The sequence below is a fragment of the Thermophagus sp. OGC60D27 genome (assembly GCF_052400625.1).
Lineage (GTDB): Bacteria > Bacteroidota > Bacteroidia > Bacteroidales > Marinilabiliaceae > Thermophagus.
Window position 1 is genome coordinate 294997 of sequence record NZ_JBQTGH010000004.1, and the last position, 21926, is coordinate 316922.

The 21926-nt window shown below is 39.2% G+C and carries 18 protein-coding genes; 1 reads left to right on the forward strand and 17 read right to left on the reverse strand.

The window, feature by feature from the left end:
* Positions 1–30 precede the first annotated feature (30 nt).
* Both ACT29H_RS07150 and ACT29H_RS07155 read right to left on the reverse strand, forming a co-directional pair.
* Positions 31–1176: a dipeptide epimerase gene (locus tag ACT29H_RS07150; RefSeq protein ID WP_444820927.1), complete on the reverse strand. Its 1146-nt coding sequence runs from the start codon at positions 1174–1176 to the stop codon at positions 31–33.
* Between the two features lie 10 nt (positions 1177–1186).
* Positions 1187–2353, reverse strand: coding sequence for a C40 family peptidase (locus ACT29H_RS07155; RefSeq protein WP_444820928.1), 1167 nt, complete (start codon positions 2351–2353; stop codon positions 1187–1189).
* A gap of 581 nt (positions 2354–2934) precedes the next feature.
* Between ACT29H_RS07155 and ACT29H_RS07160 the strand changes: the two genes are divergently transcribed.
* Entirely contained in the window at positions 2935–4158 is a 1224-nt protein-coding gene (locus ACT29H_RS07160; RefSeq protein WP_444820929.1) for an exo-beta-N-acetylmuramidase NamZ family protein, read from the forward strand.
* Between the two features lie 711 nt (positions 4159–4869).
* Here the strand turns inward: ACT29H_RS07160 and ACT29H_RS07165 are convergent.
* The 15 genes from ACT29H_RS07165 to ACT29H_RS07235 all read right to left on the reverse strand — a co-directional run bounded on the left by ACT29H_RS07165 (position 4870) and on the right by ACT29H_RS07235 (position 21919).
* On the reverse strand, positions 4870–5322 hold the full coding sequence (locus tag ACT29H_RS07165) for a hypothetical protein (RefSeq protein ID WP_444820930.1): 453 nt from the start codon (positions 5320–5322) through the stop codon (positions 4870–4872).
* A gap of 120 nt (positions 5323–5442) precedes the next feature.
* On the reverse strand, positions 5443–6363 hold the full coding sequence (locus ACT29H_RS07170) for a hypothetical protein (protein ID WP_444820931.1): 921 nt from the start codon (positions 6361–6363) through the stop codon (positions 5443–5445).
* Between the two features lie 61 nt (positions 6364–6424).
* On the reverse strand, positions 6425–9487 hold the full coding sequence (locus tag ACT29H_RS07175; protein WP_444820932.1) for an ATP-binding cassette domain-containing protein: 3063 nt from the start codon (positions 9485–9487) through the stop codon (positions 6425–6427).
* Between the two features lie 33 nt (positions 9488–9520).
* The gene (locus tag ACT29H_RS07180) at positions 9521–9901 is read right to left on the reverse strand and encodes a DUF1987 domain-containing protein (RefSeq protein ID WP_444820933.1); all 381 of its coding nucleotides are present in this window, start codon (positions 9899–9901) and stop codon (positions 9521–9523) included.
* Positions 9902–9917: 16 nt separating this feature from the next.
* Complete coding sequence (locus ACT29H_RS07185) at positions 9918–10490, reverse strand: SiaB family protein kinase (protein WP_444820934.1); 573 nt, start codon at positions 10488–10490, stop codon at positions 9918–9920.
* A gap of 32 nt (positions 10491–10522) precedes the next feature.
* Positions 10523–13141, reverse strand: a complete 2619-nt coding sequence (locus tag ACT29H_RS07190; protein ID WP_444820935.1) for a PAS domain S-box protein — start codon at positions 13139–13141, stop codon at positions 10523–10525.
* A gap of 81 nt (positions 13142–13222) precedes the next feature.
* Positions 13223–13996, reverse strand: a complete 774-nt coding sequence (locus ACT29H_RS07195; RefSeq protein WP_444820936.1) for a GAF domain-containing protein — start codon at positions 13994–13996, stop codon at positions 13223–13225.
* A 22-nt stretch (positions 13997–14018) separates the two neighbouring features.
* Positions 14019–14597 carry a chemotaxis protein CheB gene (locus ACT29H_RS07200; protein ID WP_444820937.1) on the reverse strand — a complete coding sequence of 193 codons (579 nt, stop codon included), beginning with the start codon at positions 14595–14597 and terminating at the stop codon, positions 14019–14021.
* Between the two features lie 119 nt (positions 14598–14716).
* Positions 14717–15526 carry a CheR family methyltransferase gene (locus ACT29H_RS07205; protein ID WP_444820938.1) on the reverse strand — a complete coding sequence of 270 codons (810 nt, stop codon included), beginning with the start codon at positions 15524–15526 and terminating at the stop codon, positions 14717–14719.
* Between the two features lie 16 nt (positions 15527–15542).
* Positions 15543–16373 carry a CheR family methyltransferase gene (locus tag ACT29H_RS07210; protein ID WP_444820939.1) on the reverse strand — a complete coding sequence of 277 codons (831 nt, stop codon included), beginning with the start codon at positions 16371–16373 and terminating at the stop codon, positions 15543–15545.
* Positions 16374–16403: 30 nt separating this feature from the next.
* Positions 16404–18290, reverse strand: a complete 1887-nt coding sequence (locus ACT29H_RS07215; RefSeq protein ID WP_444820940.1) for a PAS domain S-box protein — start codon at positions 18288–18290, stop codon at positions 16404–16406.
* Positions 18291–18491: 201 nt separating this feature from the next.
* Positions 18492–19571: a protein-glutamate methylesterase/protein-glutamine glutaminase gene (locus ACT29H_RS07220; protein WP_444820941.1), complete on the reverse strand. Its 1080-nt coding sequence runs from the start codon at positions 19569–19571 to the stop codon at positions 18492–18494.
* 7 nt (positions 19572–19578) lie between these two features.
* Entirely contained in the window at positions 19579–20052 is a 474-nt protein-coding gene (locus ACT29H_RS07225) for a chemotaxis protein CheD (RefSeq protein WP_444820942.1), read from the reverse strand.
* 12 nt (positions 20053–20064) lie between these two features.
* A complete protein-coding gene (locus ACT29H_RS07230) occupies positions 20065–20964 on the reverse strand; it encodes a sensor histidine kinase (protein WP_444820943.1) in 900 nt (299 codons plus the stop codon).
* Between the two features lie 82 nt (positions 20965–21046).
* The gene (locus ACT29H_RS07235) at positions 21047–21919 is read right to left on the reverse strand and encodes a CheR family methyltransferase (protein ID WP_444820944.1); all 873 of its coding nucleotides are present in this window, start codon (positions 21917–21919) and stop codon (positions 21047–21049) included.
* Between the last annotated feature and the right edge of the window lie 7 nt (positions 21920–21926).

Here is a 21926-nt window from a genome sequence, read left to right on the forward strand (position 1 = left end):
GATTTTTAATCATGGACATAACCATCAAACTCATAATCTGACAACACCAATTCCACATCTTTCCGGCAGCATCACCTTCCCGTCCACTATTTTTATTCCTTCAAACACATCGTTACTGATCAACAGGTTGCCATCCAAATCAGCCCAATCGGCCAAAGGCGACAGATGGGCCGCAGCGGTAACAGCGCATGATGTTTCGGTCATGCATCCCAGCATCACCTTCATACCCAACCCTTTTGCGGTAAGCGCCATTTGATGGGCAGCACGCATTCCACCACATTTCATTAGCTTAATATTGACACCGCTATAAACACCAAACACTTTGGGAATATCATCAACCGTTCGAATAGCTTCATCGGCAATGATGGGTAACGGACTGTTTTGGGTGAGCCAGGCAATATCATTAACGGCAGTTTTAGGCATGGGCTGTTCTACAAAAACAACACCTTGCTCTTTCAGCCAATGTACCATTTCCAGAGCTTCGTGCCGATCATTCCATCCTTGATTGACATCCACACAAAGGGGTTTATCTGTTATTTCACGAACGCTGTTAATCATTTCGCGGTCATTCCCTCCGCCAAGTTTCACTTTCAAAATATTATAAGGCGACGCTTCGCGCGTTTTATCTTTGACTACATCGGGCGTATCAATGCCAATGGTAAAAGAGGTGTTAGGGGTATGTTGTGGATTGAAGCCCCAAATTCGATACCATGGCTGCTGCATCAATTTGCCGATCAAGTCGTGCAGGGCAATATCCACTGAAGCTTTGGCAGCATAATTACCGGGTGCAAGTCGGTCAACATATTTCAGAATATCTTCTACCAGAAAAGGATCTCTAAATCTGTTCAAGTCTACCATTGACAGGAATTCACTGACCGATTGGTGGCTTTCTCCAAGATAAGGTGGCATGGAGGCCTCACCATATCCTATCACTCCGTCATATTCCAACTCGGTGAGCATAACGGGGGTAGTTGTTCTGCTTCCCGAAGCAAGAGTGAAGGCATGTTTAAGCTGCAATTCGTATGGTTTAAACCTCAAAATCATCTTTTTATCCTTTGCAATGTTACGCCCCTTGTTTGCGTGCGAGCACCCTGAAATTCCGGCCGACAACAAAGCCGTTCCGGCAAGAAATCCTGTAGTTTTCAAAAATTCTCTTCTATTTGCCATTGTTTGCATATCGACCTGATTATTGATTTACATACCAAGGATGATCAAGTAGAGGCACAATTCCGGCTGTATTGAGCTGATCTTTTATTCGTCTTACTTTTATCAAGGTATGAAGACGAAAAGGACTAAAATTGGACCGGGTACTATCCAAACTATTAACCTTCACTTTCCCGGCTTCATGAATAAACTCTGAATCTCCCAGATATAACCCCACATGAGTTATTTGGTCACTTCCCTTCCGAGGTGAAAAAAAGAGCAAATCTCCTGTGTGGAATTGCCCCCACCCCTGTTCAACATCAATTTCTTTTCCATAGGCAGCCTGAAGAGAAGCGTCTCTGGGAAGTTCTACCCCCTGAAGCCGATAAACTGTTTTGGTAAATCCGCTGCAATCAAGAGCATGTACAGAAGTTCCGCCCCATAAATAAGGAGTTCTAATAAGGCTCAATGCAGTTGATTTTATATTTTGATCGTTAAGAATGACAGGAAAATTATCACGCGTCAAGGATAATGCCTGAGCTTCCCCAATAAATCCGCAGATCCCGGATGGTGTTTTTACATATATTTTTTGGTTGTCCCTAGCAGTTTCTTCGAGCAAGCATCCGGCAACCACATCTCCCGCTACAGCTCCTGTTTCAGGGTCCTTCATCAGAGCTAGTCGGCTAGTAACCATAACTCTCGGCGAATTCTTCCATCGATTCAGTGAGATGGAATCTAAAAAATAAAGCGCTGCTTTTTCGCACCAGCCCAAATAACGATCGGGTGTTTGGATAAAAGCCCAGTTTCCTTTTTCTTTTAAAACCCTTACCGGCATACCCATTAGCCCCTGACTCACCATAGGAGCAGTATGAGCGGCAGATGCCCTCATTGTGGCCACACTCAGATCAATTAATGCCCAAGGATATAAAACATTGTGCGGCAAAACAATAACACTATCCAATATACCATACCCTAATGAACTCAAAGAATCTACGAGAGCGGATTTAATTTCGGGGTCATCTATTTCACCTCTCAAAATAAAGGTGCTTCTACTAATGCGTTCCTTTTTAACAACAAACACCTGCTCTCTTGAATCGCCGACATATTTCGACCGAAACCGATCAATCACACTTTGAACTTGTTGGTCAGCACTACAACTCCCCAGTAGTATTGTTATTGTGATTATAATCACATAAGTTAGTGACTTCATAAACCTACCTATACAATTTCTGGTTTTTTGTATTACATATTACTGGCTTCAAAATTAATGTTAAATTTTAAAACTCCAAACATTTTTTAATCTTTAAATATTATATGAGATGTATTACATAAATAAATCTAAAAACCCCGAACCTCAAAGTCCTGTTATAAAGAGTATAAATACATTAATCAAACCCAAACAAAAGACAGTTCTTCAATCTCCCAACAAAGGTCGCTTCATGAACAAAAAAGCACCCCGTTAATTCTGTAGCTGCAATCGCCACATGGCAGGAATCATCACCTATCAACGACCATCTTCAACAATAAACAAACTCAGAAGAAGCAACTCGTGTCTATTTTTAAAGTATCACTCATGACAAAAAAGTTCTTCAAAAAAAATCATAAATATCCGATCACAAACCAATTTCTTTAAACAACTTTTTATATTTGTATCTTGTATTACATGTTACAAACTTACAAATCAATTTCATAAAAAACAACACAAATATGCCCTCGAGGCCATTTGTTACATTATTTTCGCACAAAATTGTATTATTTTCCACAACCACCCCCTTAAAAAAGTACCTTATCATGAAATTTATGGCATTATTATTTCTATCAACCCTATTCCTTACAACCAACGCTCAAGTTAAAACAGGAATAGAAGTATTAACAAATCAAAACTTCGAATTACTAAAAGAAAAAAAGACAGGTCTCATAACGAACCCTACCGGAGTCGACAGTTATCTCAAGTCTACAATTGATATATTATTCGATGCCCCTGAAGTAGAGCTGGTGGCGCTATATGGTCCAGAACATGGAGTGCGTGGGAATGTTGCAGCAGGAAAAAAGGTGGAAAACCTCACCGATCCCAAAACGGGATTACCGGTTTTTAGTCTGTATGGAAAAACCCGAAAACCAACACCTGAGATGTTGAAAGGCATTGATGTACTTGTATATGACATCCAGGATATAGGTTCCCGATCCTACACCTATATTAGCACCCTCGGCCTGGCCATGGAAGCAGCTGCAGAAAACGATATCGAGTTTGTTGTATTAGACCGCCCCAACCCTTTGGGTGGTAACAAGTTCGAAGGTCCTTTAACCGAACCCCCCTTCACCTCTTTTGTCAGTCACTTTCCAATTCCTTACGTGCATGGCTTTACTGTAGGCGAGTTGGCAACCTTCATCAACCAAAACCATTTGTTACCCCGAGGCCTCAAGTGCAATCTTAAAGTGGTAAAGATGGAAGGATGGACGCGCGATATGAACTTTGAAGCCACGGGTCTTCAGTGGGTACCTTCATCACCGCACATCCCCAATGCTCACTCTGCCTTCTACTATCCTGTCTCAGGAATCCTGGGAGAGTTGTATGTAGTTAATATAGGGGTAGGATATACCTTGCCATTTCAACTTTTTGGAGCCGACTGGTTCGATGCCACTCAACTGGCCCAAAATTTAAACGATCTGAATCTACCTGGAGTCATCTTCCGCCCAATCTTCTACAAGCCCTATTATAGCACATTCAATGGAAAAGAAATTGAAGGGGTTCAGGTGCACCTGACCGATCTAGAGAAAGCTCCGCTATCCCTCATCCAGTTTTATGTACTCCAAGAAGCCCACCAACTCAATCCTGACAAAAATGTATTTGAATTGTGTGACTCTACACGGCTAGCAATGTTTGACAAAGTCTGCGGAACAGACAAAGTAAGAATAGCTTTTAGTAAAAATTTCAAAGTAGAGGATATTATTGAAATCTGGACAGGAGATATTAAAAAGTTCCGAAAAAAAGCAGAAAAAAGCTTCCTATATTAAAACAACAACATAAATCACTAACAAAAAAGCCATCATTCCCCGTTGATTGATGGTTTTTTTGTTCCTCATGCCATTAATCCTCATCATTAAGCTAGGGGAAAAACAACCGACAAATAAGTATATAAACCAATCCCTAAGTGATATTAAAACCGATCTACACCCTTCAAAACAACATACCAGGCTATTGTGCCGACCTAAAAAGCATCTAAAATCCTCCCGAAACCCGTAGCAGGGCGCAAGATTTTAAGCAGGGCCACCTCAATTCAAGCAGGAAAGTCAGAATTCAAGCAAAAACACAAATAATTTAAGCAGGACAACGAAAATTCGAGCAGGGAAGCATCAATTTAGCCAGGACACTAACAAATTGAATACTCAACAATATCATTGCCAAGGAAAAACCGACAACATTACCATTCCATAGCTTCTTCCCCAATTAAAGCAGATTTAAGTCTCATAATAATTACAACACAATTAGTAGAATCACTAAAAGAACAAGAACTGTTTGTACCGCCAGAATTCGTTCCGGCCACTTAACCGAAAGCCTATTTGAATTCATATCGCAATTTTTTTAGAATTTGAACAAGATTTGAGCTAAGACGTAATTCTTATCAAATGGTTGCGTAAAACAAAAAAAAGCGACGCATTAAGAACAATGCGACGCTCTTTTCTTTAACCTGATATCGTATTTAATCTATATCTACTTTCCCGAAATCAGAACCCCATTTCACCGGACTGAAACTGTTTTTGAAGCGACAGGACAGCTCTGGCACACCCCTCATTTCCTTCCGGGAAGGAAAAAACAAGGCTATAAACTTTCGTGGAACGGCAAATAAACCCAAAGGCTTTATACATTTTGCCCTGTGCTCGATTACTCACCAATAATTTTTCACCATCATACAATTCCATCAACACCTTTTCCGAATTTCCATCGCCGTCAACCACATTAAATTTGTATTGACTCCGACTGTTTAAAATCACTGAATATTTCACAGACCCTGATTGTCCGTTTCCTTTTTTAAGATCTACAATAAAATCCTTAATATACTGTCCACTGCCCATTTCGTCGAGCGCCTGCTTCAACAAGGCATCATGGTCACACTGTGCAAAAACTCCTACTGAACCAAGTGCAAATATGAAAAAGAAGGAAAATAGTACTTTTTTCATTTCTCTATTTTTTTTCAAAGGCCATAAGGTTACCCGATAATTCCCAGAAGCAACAGATCATGAATGGCCGGTTACACAACTGCTGCTTTTCCCTATCTTACAAACAATATATTGTCAGCATTAACTGACAATATATGTGCGAATTTCTTTAATTTTTTCAATTATTGTGCCGAGATCCTTTGGCGAAATATCGACATGGCTAATCTCATCCTGTACAATAATTAACATCCCGTCTTGCTCGATTGTTTTTGGTTCACCAACCTCTTTGGTGATTTTAACATCCTTAAACAGGGCTTTCATCTCACCTATATGCCCAATCAGGTTTTTGAAATTGCTATTTTGTTCATAATTTTTCAGGATGATGTAAAGGATGTCCACAATTTCTTTTTGCTCACCTAATCTGGCAATCAACTCTTCATTATTGGTTTTCTCAATGACGTTGCTGGCAATATAAAGACCTTCGATCCATGCCCCTGTAATAATCAATGCACTCACATTGCTTCTATTCTGTCCTCTGAGATATGAATCCATCTGGTTAAAACTGCTAACCGACATCTGCATCAAAGAATCCAGATTACTGGAATTGGTTGCCATGCGCTTCAAGGATTCGAAGTCAAAAAATTGTCCGACCCTAATGCCATCAGCCAAACTTTTAACCGCTAAAAGATAAGATACAACGATATTGCTTTTGTCATAGGAATTAATGTACCCCAAATCAGCACTGTAGACCCCCAGATTAAGAGCTCTTTTGTAACTGGTGCTATAATTAGAAATACTCTCAGGGTTATTGAGTATTTGTTGTGAAAAATCGACCCCTGTTGATTTAATCAAATTGGCCATTTCGACCGGTGATGATATATTTTGTATAACATCCCCAATAATTTCTTCGGAAAGTTTAAGCGGTGCATCCCCTTTTAAAGAATCGGGTAAGATTAATTCATCTTTCTGTGCTGAATCTTTTTTCTGACCTCCTCCTGCACAAGAAAATAGCATATTGGAAAAAACAATTATAAGCAACGTAAATAATAAATTCCTGATCATAGCATATTATTTTTAATATTGTCTCTGTTATACTGTTATGACTACAAAAAGGTTACCTCACCTAAGGCTTTATCCGGTTCAACCGGCTTGCAAAATTAAGACCTTTTTTAAGCAGATCAAAATAAAGAACGACATACATAAGGATGGTCAGGACCCAAACTACAGCAATATTAAACCACAGTGTTTCAAAAAAATGCCCGGCAAAATATTTTAACGGCGCAAAAAAATGAGTCCTGAAATCCAGATAATTGGATGGCTCTGGTTTTTGGTAAATAGGATCCACCATTTGTATCAAATGGTCATCCTCACGAAGAATTTTATTTTTATCAAATACCTTTCTGACAATATCATTAATACTCTCATTAAAATAGTCATCACGTATTCGCTCAAATTTATCGCGATTGGCTTCTAAATTAGCAGTAAGAAACTGCTCTTTAATGGTATTTGCTTTGTAAAATTCATCCTGATAATATTCAAGGATGCCATCCAGATAACGATTAATTTTCTCCGCTACAGTGGCGGAAAAATGTTCCGTCGAAATTTGGTCAAGATCATCAAATTTAACGGATGGCACTCTTTCCAACTCCCGGGAAATCTCAGTAACCAAAAGCTTGATATTGCTCTCATATTGTTGTGAAGAAATATTCTCTTCACCATTGGCATATCGCTTGGTTTCTTCAATAATATCTCTCAAAGTGGGGATATAATAAACCTGTTTAAAGTCGGACATACTCTCACGCATCTCCACTTCAAAGATGTTCTTTTTAAAATTATTGTGTTTGTATTGATGTACCATCAGTCCTTCATACACCCATCTGGAAGGCATAAACTCAGCGATAGCCGGAACTACATCTGGACTGGAAAAATCCTTGTTAAGCTTATCAAAAGTAAACATGGCCCCCCCAAGCACCATTTGGGGGATCATTAACAAAGGGATTAGAATATAAATGGTAATAATTGAGTTAAATGATGCTGAAATAATAAGCCCAAGGATGTTCGCAAAAGCCGAAACAGAAAAGAGAGCCAGCCAGAATTCAAAATACATCCCCTTAATGCCCAACACCGTATTGGCCACAAAGACAAAAAGCACCATCTGAAGGGCGGAGATGGTAAATAGAATAAGTATCTTGGACATTAGGTAACTGGACCTGCTCAAATTCAGGAAGGCTTCACGTTTTAATATTTTCGCATCCTTGAAGATCTCCTCGGCACTAATGATCAGCCCAAAAAACAGAGCGACCACAATTCCCATAAAAATATAAGGCGGGATATTTTCGTTCTCCCTAAAAATATAAAGATCAGACGTTGGATCTGCAATGTAACGCACGAGATACGACAATATAAGCCCCAACAAGGGAGCCTCCAGCAGATTCAACAATATATACTGGGTATTACTGATTTTGGAAAAGAAATCACGTAACGTATATATTTTAAACTGATTAAACCAGGACGGGATATTCAGGCTCTTTGGGGGCTTGTCATGAACCGTTTCAACTTCAGGAATCTGGATGTTTTTCTTAAACTGATCATGCCATTCTTCGGGCAAAACTTTTCTTTGATCGGTGTAATTACCGTATTCATCAATAACATTTGAATCGATAATATTGAAAATCAATTCGGGATTAAGGTTTCCGCAAGTGGGGCATTCACCAATATCACTATTTATCTGTGCGTCGAGCCGTTTAAAATAAATCAATGACTCACTCGGGTTTCCATAATAAACCGGATAACCGCCGGTATCGAGAATATACATCTTGTCGAACATTTTAAAAATATCCGACGAAGGTTGGTGTATTACCACAAATATGAGTTTCCCCTTTAGTGAAAGCTCCCGCAAAAGGTTCATCACATTTTCGGAGTCCCTAGACGATAAACCGGAGGTGGGCTCATCAACGAATAAAATGGCTGGCTCACGAATAAGTTCCAAAGCGATGTTCAGCCGTTTCCGCTGACCACCGCTGATCATTTTATTCAGAGGAGATCCCACTTTTAGATGGCGACGATCATACAGACCAAGGCTTTTAAGGGTTTCATCCACCAATTGATGGATTTCTTCCTCTTCCTTATCCTTAAAGCAAAGTTTGGCGTTATAATAAAGGTTTTCGAAAACGGTTAATTCCTCGATCAGCAAATCGTCCTGTGGGATCAGCCCAATAACACCTTCAAGCTTTTCCGCATCACGATGAAGATCATAGCCATTAATGAGCACCTGTCCTTTAGTAGGGGCTTCAATCCCGGACAGAACGTTAAGCAAAGTGGTTTTCCCTGCCCCACTGGCGCCCATAATACCGATCAGCTTACCTTGTTCCTCGGCCATTTGAATATTACGAAGGCCAACATCACCTGTTTTGAATCTAAATTCTACATCTTTTACTTCATAGGTAATTAGTGAGGCATTGGTATCGGTCATGAACCGACCGACTACATCGGTAAAGTAAATGGGTTTTCCTTTAGGTACTTTGATGAAGCTACCGTTGGGGAAAAGGTAAATCCTTCTTTTATCGATGACCAGACCATTAAGAAAAATCTCCTGATCACCGGTATACCTCATAAAATAAAGATCCGCACTTTTGACCCTTAGTATTATGATAACCCCGTTCAATCCTGGGGTAGGAATAAATTTAGCCTCTTGAAACCCCGGATCCTGGCTGCCGGCCATCAATAAATCCCCGAAATCCAATTTTGAAGGATCATTCTGGATGACAAAGTTCTCGACATTACTAATCTCGTTTGCCGAAAGTTTAAACACATTGGCAACGGTATTAATAATGGCCATTCTCTGTTCGGTGAATTTATGATCGGCATTCACCAGTTCATATAATCTGACCAGAACCACAACCTTTTGTTCTCTGTTGAGCTGTTTGTTGATCTTCTTACAAATCCCCAGGATTCGCACGGAATCCTTCATAGAGGTTAACTTAACCTTTCCGGAATCAGCTTTCCCAATTTTTGAATCGGCCGTATATTTCAGAAACAGTCGGTAGTACTCCTCAACAGCTTCTGTGTTAAGTTGATGTTTAAGAAAGGTTCGTACATATTCGGTTTCGTTGGATTCAACGCCCCCGTCCTGTTTAGCAATTAAGCCAAACAACTGCATTAGTGCTTTAAGAATTTCTTCGCTCATTGGTCAGTTAAAGGTGAAAAGCCCACGGGCCTTTTAATCATTATACAACACGTAGTCGAATGGGATTTCAACAATATCGGCATACTCTTCACCGGCTTCCAGCATATCCTCTTCATCCTCATGGTAATGCCATTTAATCACCACTTCTTTCCCATTTTCCACAATTTCTTCCAACTTAAGCAGGATATCGAGGATAATTTTGGAAGATGCCGTGTTGAAATATTCAAGTTTGAAAGCAAATTCGGTATGGTCATTAGGCTCTTCTCCATATTGATCGATCCAATCCAAAATGGGTTCATAGAACATATTAACGTCTTCCGGCAATGAACGGCCTGAAATTTCGAACTGCCCGCTGCCTTTGTCCAAAACTACGCTCGGGGTATCATCGGTTCCCTTTATGTTAATTACATCCATAGATCTAAAAGGTTTATCAATTTCTTTTTATAGTAGAAGTTAAAATAAAAAACGATACATCTTCATTCAGTTCCTTGAACTGATAGGTTAATTTGCTACCCGTCTTTTTGGCAATATCAATAAGTCCCAGTCCGGCTCCCCCTTTATTTGAGATCTTGGACTCCAAAATCTGCTGTTTGTACAATGAAGATAATCCGGCCTTATCGAGACTGTTAATGTGTTCCAAGCTCTCTTTCAATCCTGGTATTTTGGAATTACGAATAACATTTCCGGTAATAATCTTGTAGCTATCCTCACCCTTACTCACCATAACAATTCCCCTCTTGTCATCTTCACCTTCCTCAGACAAACCGTCGGCATGTTTGCTGATATTCTGCAAGCACTCAACCATAACGTTAAACACTTTTCGTTGAACCTGGTTAGACTCCTCACTTCGTGCCATATTTTTTTCGGTCAGTGAAGTAAAGGTTTTGGTAATTTCCTGCGTTACCTCTCCTTCATAAACCAAATTAATTTCATTGGTTTTCATCGTTTTGTAGAGTTGATATGCAAACTCCAGAAAACGGTGACTTTCAAGTTCTTTGTTCATAACGTATGAAGTCTTTAAAGATGTAAATATAATTACAATTCAATTCCTATCAATAAAACATCATCAACTTGTTTTTCATTTCCCATCCAATCGTAAAAAGTTTTTGGGAAATACCGGGAAAAATGAGCCATAGTAAATCCGGGATCCATCGTAAGCGCTTCCCGCATTCTTCTGGGCTGGAATTTTTTTCTATCGGGTCCACCTAACTGATCTGGCAAACCATCCGAAAAAATAAAAATTTTATCCCCTTCATTGTATTCGATCAAATGGTTTTCAAACTCTTTTTCTTTTCTCCGTGGCAAGGGAGCCCCTCCAATACCTTTTCGAGTTCCTTGATATTCCATTAATTCTCCGTCACGAAGTAAAAAAAGCGGTCGGTGTGCACCACAATAGTCAAGAATTTTGTTCTTCGGTTCAATTTTGCAGAAGGCTATATCCATGCCATCTCTTCCGGTAGATCCTTCCTTGTCCTGTTTAAGAGTTCTTCTAACTTCCTGATGCAAACGTTCCATAATCTGATTGGACGATAACGAAGGATCAGAACTAACAATATTATTGAGGAGGAAATATCCAATAAAAGAGAGCAACGCGCCTGGGACGCCATGTCCGGTACAATCCACTGCCGCAACATAAAAGGTATCCTCCTTTTTAAGGAACCATGGGAAGTCGCCGCTAACCACATCTTTTGGTCTATAGAAAATAAACGAACGCGGAAAATAGTCCTGCAAATAAGAAGAATCAGGAAGAAGAGAACTTTGAATCCGTTGGGCATAATTTATACTATCCGAGATCTTTTTATTCTTCTCCTTAATTTCTGCCTCAATTTTCTTAAACTCCGTCATATCATGCGATACAAAGAGTACGGATTCTAGTTCGTCATCATCATTCAATTCAGGAATTCCCTTAATCTCCATAATTCTTTCACCCTCTTGGGTAGATACCCTCACTTCAGAAATTATAGTTTCTTGCTTTTCTTTGATATTTGACAAGGTATCTTCAATATAACTGACGAATCTGGAATCAATCGAGAGATCACCAACCCTCTTTTTAATAATATCAGAGGTGGGAATTCCGGCGAATCGTGCAACCGCTGGATTTACATATACCAGTTTACCCATCATATTAACCCGCATAATCATATCCGGACTATTCTCCGAGAGACTTTGCATACGGGATTTCATTTGTTCTTCCTTTTCGGCTCTTTTACGCTCAGTAATATCCTGAGTGTTAAAAATTATTCCCCTAATAGCGGGGTCATGAAGTAGGTTTTTCCCCTTAGTTTCCAGGAATAATTTCTCTCCATTTTTTTTCAGGTAAGTATATTGGGCAATCTGTTCTCCACCTGGAGTTTCCAGAAGATACTGAAAAAGGTTATTAATGGTTCGATACCCTCTGGGGGTAAGCAAATTGGGATCCATTCCCGTCACTTCATCATCATCATCATCATACCCCAAAATTCTTTTCACGGAGGGGCTCTCGAATATTAATTCCTGCTTTTCATTATATATGGAGATAAATTCAGAAGCATTTGTAAGAAGAGCTTCAAGCCGTTTTTGGGCATGAGCCACTTCCTGTACCTGAGCTTCCAACATTTGGTTGGATTTTTCGAGTTCCTCTTGGGTTTCGAGCATCTCCTGCGCATTTTGTCGAAGCTGCTCCTCGTTCTTTTGAAGTGTTTTCGTTAATTCTTGGGACTCTTTTAACAACTTTTGGGTACGTGCTGTAATCTTCAGGTTATAAATGGTTTGCCCAATAGATTCAGCCACTACTTCGGCATAGGCCAAATGCCGGTTCTCAAGATGATCTTTTAAAAATGCAACTTCTACAACCCCCTGCAACTCTTCTTCCTGCAATAACGGGATTACCAAAAGTGCTTTGGGTTTCTGTTCGCCTACCAATCCTGAAGTTATGGACCAATAATCATCCGGTATTTCAGTACGGTAAATCAACTGTTTTTCATAAGCAGCAGCCCCAACCAATCCATGTCCTATTTTAAATTCATCGTATTCGAACCGCCTACGATTATATGCATACATGGCATTGCGTTTTAGGACATTCTCTTCCAGAATATAAAATGCTCCCTGAATGGCTCCTAAATATTCTATCAATGCTTTTAATACCTCAGGTCCCAGTTCTGTCAAATCGTGATGCATCCGCAACAGATCTGACATCATTTCTTTCCCTTTTGAAATATAATTCTCCTCGTCTTCACGCTGCCTGGCAACTCTGATGTTTTTCCCTATTTCACGTAAGAGGGAGGAGAGATGGTCGCTAGAAAGATCACCTCCCAGTTCTTCCTTTCCTTCTTTTAAATTATTTGCCAGCTCAACATTATGCTCTATACGTTTTTTTAAATCAAAGACTTCAAAACGGTATTTACTGGTCTTCTCATTGATATAATTTCTGACAAATACAAAGGAAAAAGGTATGGCAATAATCAAAAAATCAACAAACCAAACCAACCACCATGTATGAAGCGATACAATATTTGCAAAACTTAATACACTTTTTTCTATAGAGAGAAATCCACTCCATGCCATAAAAAGGAACAGAAAGATAAAGATCAGCAAATAAAACCGTTCTTTTACAGACAGTACACCTGTATAGAACAACTTTCTTACTTTCTTGTATGATTTCTCATATATACTCATTTCACTCTATATCTTCATTTAAAGGTTAGCCATTCCAGTAATGGAAGGCGTTCTTCTCCAGTATAGTCACATTCCCCAATATCATAGGATGTCATGCTCAACCAACTTCTCCATGGTTTCAGGCCATAGGTGCTCAGCATCCGAGGCTTTAAAACTCATAACCTCGATAAGACCGGTACATTCATTCTCTTTAATTATCGGCAACAAGTATAAATAGTAACTTTTACTTTCTCCCAAGGCTGTTTCAACCGGACAATATTCGGGCGGTATTTCTTCTACAACGGTCGGTTTTCTGTCCGTGATAGCCTGACCATGAAGGCCTTCTCCTTCAAAAAAGGGTTTGGGTTCAAAATCATCTGGCAGCCCGAAAGTTTTTTCTACGATAAAAGGGCCTTCGGGTTTATCTTTTTTATACCAAATAATGGCCATGCCATGAAATAACTCGGCAAGCAGAAACAAAAAATGGTGGTAATTAGTTCGGATTTCCGGATCTTGGATTAATTTCTGCACCACTTTATCACGATAGGATGCAAAACGCATCTTATCATTTTGTCTTTTTTCATATTCAACGATGGTATTGGTCAATTCCTGAATTTTTCGATTGCTTTTATATCGGGTATTAATTAACTCCTCCTTGTATTTTTTAATACGGAAAAGCAAAAACTGGTTATTTTTATCACTAATGTAGAAGGCAATCAGAAAAAATAAAAATGCAAGTGCCTCAACCAAATAAAAAGTGGTGCCCGGATATTGTCTGAGAAAAATATTTTTGAGCAAGGATAAAGCAAATGCAATTCCACCGATAAGGAATAACCATTTTTGAAAACTTTGATTATGAAAAAGATACCTGCTCATATTTTTGATCTTTACATATAGATTAACCCTTCAATCGGTTCAAGAGGGATACAATTTCCTCAGGTTTAAGAACCTGATTGGGCGAAAACAATTTCAAAGCGGAACGGGGCATTGTATCTACTTCACAGGTAGAAGGATCCTGAACAATGGTGTATCCCTTTTTTTCATGAATACATTTCATCCCTTTAGCCCCATCCTTATTAGCACCTGTAAGGATTATCCCCAAAGTTTTTTCTCTGAAAGCATAAGCTGCAGAGGAAAACGCATAATCAATAGACGGTCTGCTATGATTATTCACCTCTTCTGTTGACAATGAAATGGTACTGTCAAATTCCACAAACAAGTGATAATTCGAAGGGGCTAACATAGCCACACCGGACTGTAATTTATCTTTATCGTAGGGTTCAACCACCGGGATGTTCGATTTCATATTCAACCCTTCCACCAGTCCGGAACGCACATGTTTCAGCCGATGAAGACACAATACTATTGGATAGGGGAACGCAGGATCCAATTGAGACAGCATTCTGGATACAACTGAAAAACTTCCTGCCGAACCGCCTATAACAACTACTTTAAATTTCTGATCCGGTATTTCCATCCAATTGCTTAATAGTATTCTTAAATCACTTCTAATTCTGTTTATTCTGCCTTCCCCTTGAAAAATGTGTTCAGTCAAGTGGAGCCAATCTCTGCAAAATGAAAGAGGATAATAAAGTCTCAAATTTTCCTAAAAATACTCTCTTTTTGATTGAGGACTTTTACCTGATTTCTAAAAGGGTCCGGAACATTCTCCCTTACCCCGAGCGCAATAACCCCGCCAGGTTTCAGATTCTTTAATACACCCTCAAAAATCTCTTCCTTCTTTCGAGCTGTATAATTAATCCCTGAATTACGAAACAAGATCAAATCAAATTGTTCATTATTCTCTTTTTCTCCTAAAGCCTCACTTCTATACCGACATCCCTTCAAAAGATCTTTGCTAAATAATTTTCTCCCATCTCTATCAATAAAATAATTCTCAAATAGTGTATTCTCTTCCAGTCGACGATAATTACAAAGGTTAATATCCAATTTTTTAAGATCTAGCATCCCTTGAGAAATTTCTTGACACTTTTCCTTTGAGGGATGTTGACACAATACGTCCACCGAATCGATTAATCCTTCCTCTTTGAGCAGGACCAATAACGAAAACACCTCTTCTCCAGAAGAAGCATCCGGAAACCAAACGGACCAGTTCTCCTCCTTAAACAACGGGAAAATATCCTGCCTTAAAACTCTCCAGAAACCAGGGTCTCTAAACATTTCAGTAACATTCACTGCCATGTGATAATTAATCTTTTCCCTGAAATTTTCATCCTTCAAGAGCTCACTCAATTGATTCAGTTTGCGAACTCTTAGTTCGGAAAAGACATGCCCGAGTCTCCTTTTGAGAAATGAAAAGGAATGTCCAGTATAATCTAAACTTTCATACCGGGCCATCTCGCTGGTAACACTCTTTATTTCTTTAATACTAAAAGTAAAACCCATGTTCAAAAAATTGTGATCAGCATCTGAAATGAAAGAGATTGTTTTTTTTATAAACAGGTCCCATTCTTTCAAATTTGGTCTTAAAAAAGCCGCTCAGGCCTTCGTGTGCACCTAATATTAGTGTTCCTTTCGAAAAAAGAACATCAAAAAATCGTTGAACAATTCGCGACTGTAATCTGGCGTTAAAATAAATCAGCACATTCCTGCAAAAAACAATATCCATTTTATTAAAAAACGGCAAATCATGTTTTACCAGATCGTGTCGCATAAACCTAATATTGCCCTTCAAAAAGTCTTTTACTGAAATAATATCAGCTCTTGCATCTACATCAAAATATTTAAAAAATATCTGTTCACCCCTTTTTTGATCTTTAAATACCTCAGTAAAACTATCAATACAGCCTCTTTCGATCTGATGGTGATAAATCCCTTTCTTTGCAATATCCAATGCATTTTGACTAATATCCGTTGCATAGATTCTAGCCTTATCCAATAATCCCAATTCGCCGAGCAAAATCATCAAAGAGTAAACCTCCTGACCCGTCGAACAACCTGCGTGCCAAATATTTACAACTCCATTATTCTGATAGGTCAATAAATGCTTATTAAGCAAAAATCGCCATAATTCAGGATCCCGAAAGAATTCAGTTGTATTAACAGTAATGGCTTCCACCACTTCCTCCAGGAAACGTTTATCGGTAAGGGTTCGAGCTTCCAGTTCTTGGATGGTTAGTTTATGATCTTGCATTACTTTCTGAATTCTCCGGTTAATAGAGTTATCAGAATATTCAGAAAAATCATAGGGTGTATGCTCTTTGAGCACCTGAAGATAATCTTTATAAGTCATTATTCAGCATTGATCCAACTCACTACTCAATTAAAACAGCTCTACCTCAACATTTTGAATAAATGCGGTATAGGAATGATCATCCCCCACCTCGGCTTCAGACAAGAGAAATAGTACTGGCACTTCCTCTCCATATTTATTCAGAATGGGGGCTTCTATCCGCTGTCCAATCACCTTGCTTTCCTTGGGATTAACAAATGCAGAAACAAACGGGTCGTTACGGGCAGTATTCTTTGAAAAGAGCTTGGAAACATGCTGCCCCAACACTTCATCACGAGTATAGCCCCATAATTTTTCCGCGGCAGCATTAAAAAACTCCAGAATTCCATCCTTATTCGTGGTTATAATGGCATCCAGTGCTCCTTCAAGTGTTTTCTCATTTCTTATTTTTACGGCTTCAATTTCTTTAAAATGCTCTTTCACTTCATTTCTGGCTTCTTCCAACATGACTCCCAACTCTTCTTTGGACCGTTTAAGCGCTTCTTCCATCTGAACCTGCTCAGTAACATCATTTTCAAGACTGAGTATTTTCATTATTTCACCGTCATTATCCACCACTGGCGAATAGGTAGTAAGCAAATAAATTTCTTCTCCAAGCTTGGTTCTACGACGCACTCTGCCTCTGAAATTCTGTCCTTTCTGCAACTGCAATAATATTTTATCAAGTTCTGCAACGTCTTCTTTAAAAAAGAAAATCCTCAGATTTTGACCTTCAATTTCTTCAGGACGATATTTAAAAGTATTGAGAAAGTTATGGTTGACAGAAATGAGCGTTCCATCAGTTTCGAATTCACAACTAATAGCCGCATGATCAATAGCATCTAGTATTCCCTGCATTTCAACTTCCCTACGTTCACTCTCCTCCTGAGTGGCGGTCATTTCTTCCAAGTTTTGCCGCAATTCTTCTTCCTGCTGAGCCATTTTTTCAGCCTGAATTTGCGTTTCCCTTAAAAGCTTGGAAGTCTTAATATTGGTTTTTACAGTAGAAATAGTAACGGCAATACTTTCTCCGAGTTTTTCAACAAATTCCACTTCAAAGGGTTGAAAAGGACGGAACGAAGCCAGTTCAATAACCCCGTAAATTTCTTCGTTGGCTTTCAAAGGAACAATAAGGATGGCCCCAGGCGTGGCCTCTCCTAGTCCTGATGTAATGTTGACATATCCATTCGGGACATCCGTCATATAAATAGTTTCCTTCTCTAACGCACAGCGTCCCACCAATCCTTCTCCCCATTTAATTATTTTATCTGCAAACTTTCTTCTGTCGTAGGCGACGCAAGCCGTCATTTCAAAAAACTTCTCACCCTCTTCATCTGTCTCTGGTTGATTCAATAAGAAAAAACCGCCCTGATTAATTTTCATATAATTAACCAGATAGTGTATAATATTATAAGAAAGATCCTCTAAATTGTCGTTATTTTTCCTCAGTAGTTCGGCAAACTGAGCCAATCCCTGAGTAACCCAGGTACGTTGTTCTTCTTCCAATCGTCTTTGCTCCTGATCCTTTTTACTCTGGATCATAAACTCCCTTAATTTAATAAGAGCTTTGGTCAGCGCATCGTGTTTGTGGTTGTTGGGAATAATTTCGTCCAACTTCCCCTGACGCAGATTATCAATAAAACCTAGAACCATTCTGGTTTTATTGGCTTCTTTTTTTATTCTTTTATGTTGTTTCCGAAGCGCTTTGACAAAAACATTGGATACACGATACCCCAAAATCGCAAAAATGGCAGGGAAAAGCAGAACAATCCACATCCCAGGCACAAAATACATTAGGTGCCACAATCCATCTCCCGACTGCTTAATTGGACCGGCATCCAAACTCAATAAAATTATTAGCACGGCCAGAATTAACCCAAAGGCAAATCCTCTGAGAGAATACTTCGATAATATGTTTCGATAATCCGTTTTCTTCATGTTGTCAATCCTTTGACATCTAAAACATTTAATAAGCCGACTACTCAGGTCAACCTTCCTGATCCCTCCAATTATCCTTTCTTTATCAGGCCAAACAACTTTGATTATATTCGGTTATAAACGAATAATCAGGAAAAAGGTTATATTGTCCGGACAGCCAATGGTGCAAAATTATGAATAGTTATAGCACCATAATGCAAATCAAATAAATTTTTTCACAACATAGGAAGCCATTTTATCTATTGACATCACCTCGTTGGCGGCTCCCAATTTAATTGCCTCTCTAGGCATTCCAAAAACCACTGATGATTCTTCATCCTGGGCAATTGTATTAGCACCTGCCTCTTTCATTTCCAGAAGCCCTTTGGCGCCATCACTTCCCATTCCGGTAAGTAATATTCCCAATGCATTTTGACCGGCATAACGAGCTGCCGACCGAAAGAGTACGTCAACAGAAGGACGATGTCTGTTAACCAGTGGTCCTTCTTTTACTTCTACAGAATACTCTTTCCCCGAACGTTTTAGCAACAAGTGATTATTCCCGGGAGCAATTAAGACTCGCCCCTGATATAGCTTATCTCCATTTTCAGCTTCTTTGACTTCAAGCTTACATAATGCATTAAGACTCTTGGCAAAGGATCGGGTAAAGCCCTCAGGCATATGTTGAACAATAGCAATTCCCGGCATTTTTGCAGGTAGTACCTTCAGAAAAGCACGAATCGCTTCAGTTCCCCCTGTCGAAGCACCCAATACAATAATCTTCTCTGTATCTATAATTTTTTTATACGAAACGCCTTTTTGCAAAATAACATCGGCAGAGAATTTTGGTGCAACCCAATCAACTTGAGGGTGATTATTTATCTTGAGTCTTGTTAGCTTAGCCTGAGAAGCAGCTTTAACGGCATCACACAGCAATATCTTGGAATCATTAATAAATTGCCCTGCGTTCATTGCGGGTTTGCCAATAATTTCGGAAGCCCCATATTCGAGGGCTTTCATGGCCGTATCAGTGCCTTCCGTGGTCAATGAAGAAATCACTACCACAGGAATGGGGTGTTGAGACATAATCTTACGAAGGAACGTCAAACCATCCATCCGGGGCATTTCAATATCAAGGGTTATCACATCGGGAACCTCTTTCATAATCTTTTTTACAGCGATCAGAGGATCCGCAGCAGTTCCCATAACCTCAATATCAGGATCAGATTCCAGAATAGCGGACAGACTTTGTCTTACCACTGCAGAATCATCAACAACTAAAACCCGGATTTTTTTGCTCATTTTAATACTACTGTTCCTTTTTATCCAAAAACTTATGCCGTACCTCACCTGTGTCTGTAAAAAAAAGGATTTTTCGTCCTTTTCGCCCTCCAGTACTGGAGGCTACAACCGGAATACCTTTTTCTTCAAGTATGAGCCGTGCCACCCTAATATTTCGTTCGCCTATTAAAGTCCCGTTTGCGCCACTCTCAATTAGTTCCCCGCCCCCAAAAATTTTGGCTTTAAGGTTTTCCCTTCTTGCGCCCAAATATGCCATACGTTCCAACAACTTGTCGATGGCTATATTTCCATATTTTGGAGAAGCCAAATCGTTTCCGTTCCAGGTGGGGAGCATGTAATGGTTAATACCGCCAATTTTTGTTACCGGATCCCACAGGCAAATGGCCACACACGATCCCAGGATGGTTTTAACCACATATGGTTCTTTACTGGCAAACAACGTGGATGGATATAAAAAATGTTGTGAATATTGTTGCTCCATTTAACAAAAACCTTAAAAAATCTCATCACCATCGTCAAAAAAGATGTCATTTCCTTCACCGCTAAAACCATCAACAACATTTTTTGCCTCCGGTAAATGAATGGTAAAGGTCGATCCTTCGCCTTTCCGGCTCTCAATTTCTATATCGCCACCCAACACATCTAGAAGCGCTTTAGTGATTGAAAGTCCAAGCCCATGCCCTCGATTGATGGAGTTAATGCCGGTATCCAGTCTTTTAAACCGCTCGAATATAATTTTTTGGTTTTTTTCAGAAATACCTGTTCCGAAATCCCGAACAGAAAAGCTTAAAACTTCTTCATTCGCCCAAACTTTTATAATCACCTTCCCATCTTTATAACTATACTTCAAGGCATTATTGAGCAAATTACTCAGAATCAACTTAAGCTTTTCGCTATCTGTTTTAAAGTAAAAATTCTTTCCAAAGCCGTATTCGATGGCCCACTCAAACTCAATCTCAATTCCCATTTTTCGGGCGACCAAGCTAAAGGCATCTATAATACTTTGAATTATTCCTCTTATATTGACTTTGGAAATGTTTGGCGCTACTTCTCCCGCTTCAATTTTAGCGGCAACAAAAATATTTCTCAGCTGAAAGTCGAGATTAAAAGCCTCGCTATGAATCAATGCTACCATTGAAACCACTTTTTTCCAATCGTTTTTCTCAACTGAAAGAATGGACTTGGATAACCCTAAAATAGATGTGAAGGGGTTAACAATCTCATTGGAGATATTGGAAATAAAGTGGCTCTTAAGAGCTTCAGATTCTCTGAGTTTTTTGGTTACCTCCTGCAATTCTCTTGTGAGCATCTGAACTTCCTGCTCAAATTTCTTTCGCTCGTTAAGCCTCTCCCGTATTTCTTTCAATAGCTGTCTGTCACTAATATTTGTCATAATGCATCATTTAAAAAGCGTCATCGTATTATTAAATATCACTTTATAACCATTTTAAACCAAAAACTCTAAATCTCATTCTTTATTTCCGCCTAAAAATAGTAGGTTTAACATGTTCTAGCGGAACATTCATTCCCGAAAGGGATTCAGAATGACCTATAAAAAAATAGCCGTCTGGTCTCAGGTGTCTGCACAGACGGTTGATAACTTTCTCTTGGGTTATCCGATCAAAATATATCAGGACATTCCGGCAAAAAATCACATCAAACCCCTCCTCCTCGGCATAAGACTGATCCATCAAATTCAGATATTTAAACCTGATACTCTTCTGTAGTTCAGGAATCACTCTAACCGTGGGATTCAATCTGTCCTTACTTCTTAAAAAATAGCGTTTTTTCAGCAGGCCGGGAACCATATCTATTTTTGATTCCTTATAAATTCCTTTAATCCCCTTCTCCAACATTTGAGTAGAAATATCGGTTCCCAAAATTTGGTAGCGAAAACCTGGGTGATTCAGTTTAAATTCATTAAGTACAATGGCAATGGTATACCCTTCCTCCCCACTAGACACACCAGCACTCCAAACTTTGAAGGGTCCTTTAGCAGCTTCTCTTTTTGAAAAAGCCGGTAAAACACTCTCTTGCAAAAATTGAAAATGTATCGGTTCTCTGAAAAAATCGGTTTTATTGGTTGTTACTACATTCAAAAAATTCAATAGTTCTTTTTCCTGGCCCTCCCTGCTGAAGAAAAAATCACGATACTCGGAATAAGATTTCATCTTTAAATCGCGAATCCTTTTCAATAATCGCCCCTGCAACATCAACCGCTTAACCGGAGGCATCTTAATCCCGTATTCCCGATAAATATAGGTACTAAAGGCCTGAAAATCTTTTTCAGACAATTCTGCCTTAAAACAATCGAGTCCTTTATTATTAACACCTCTTTCTTCAGCCATTTCTTTA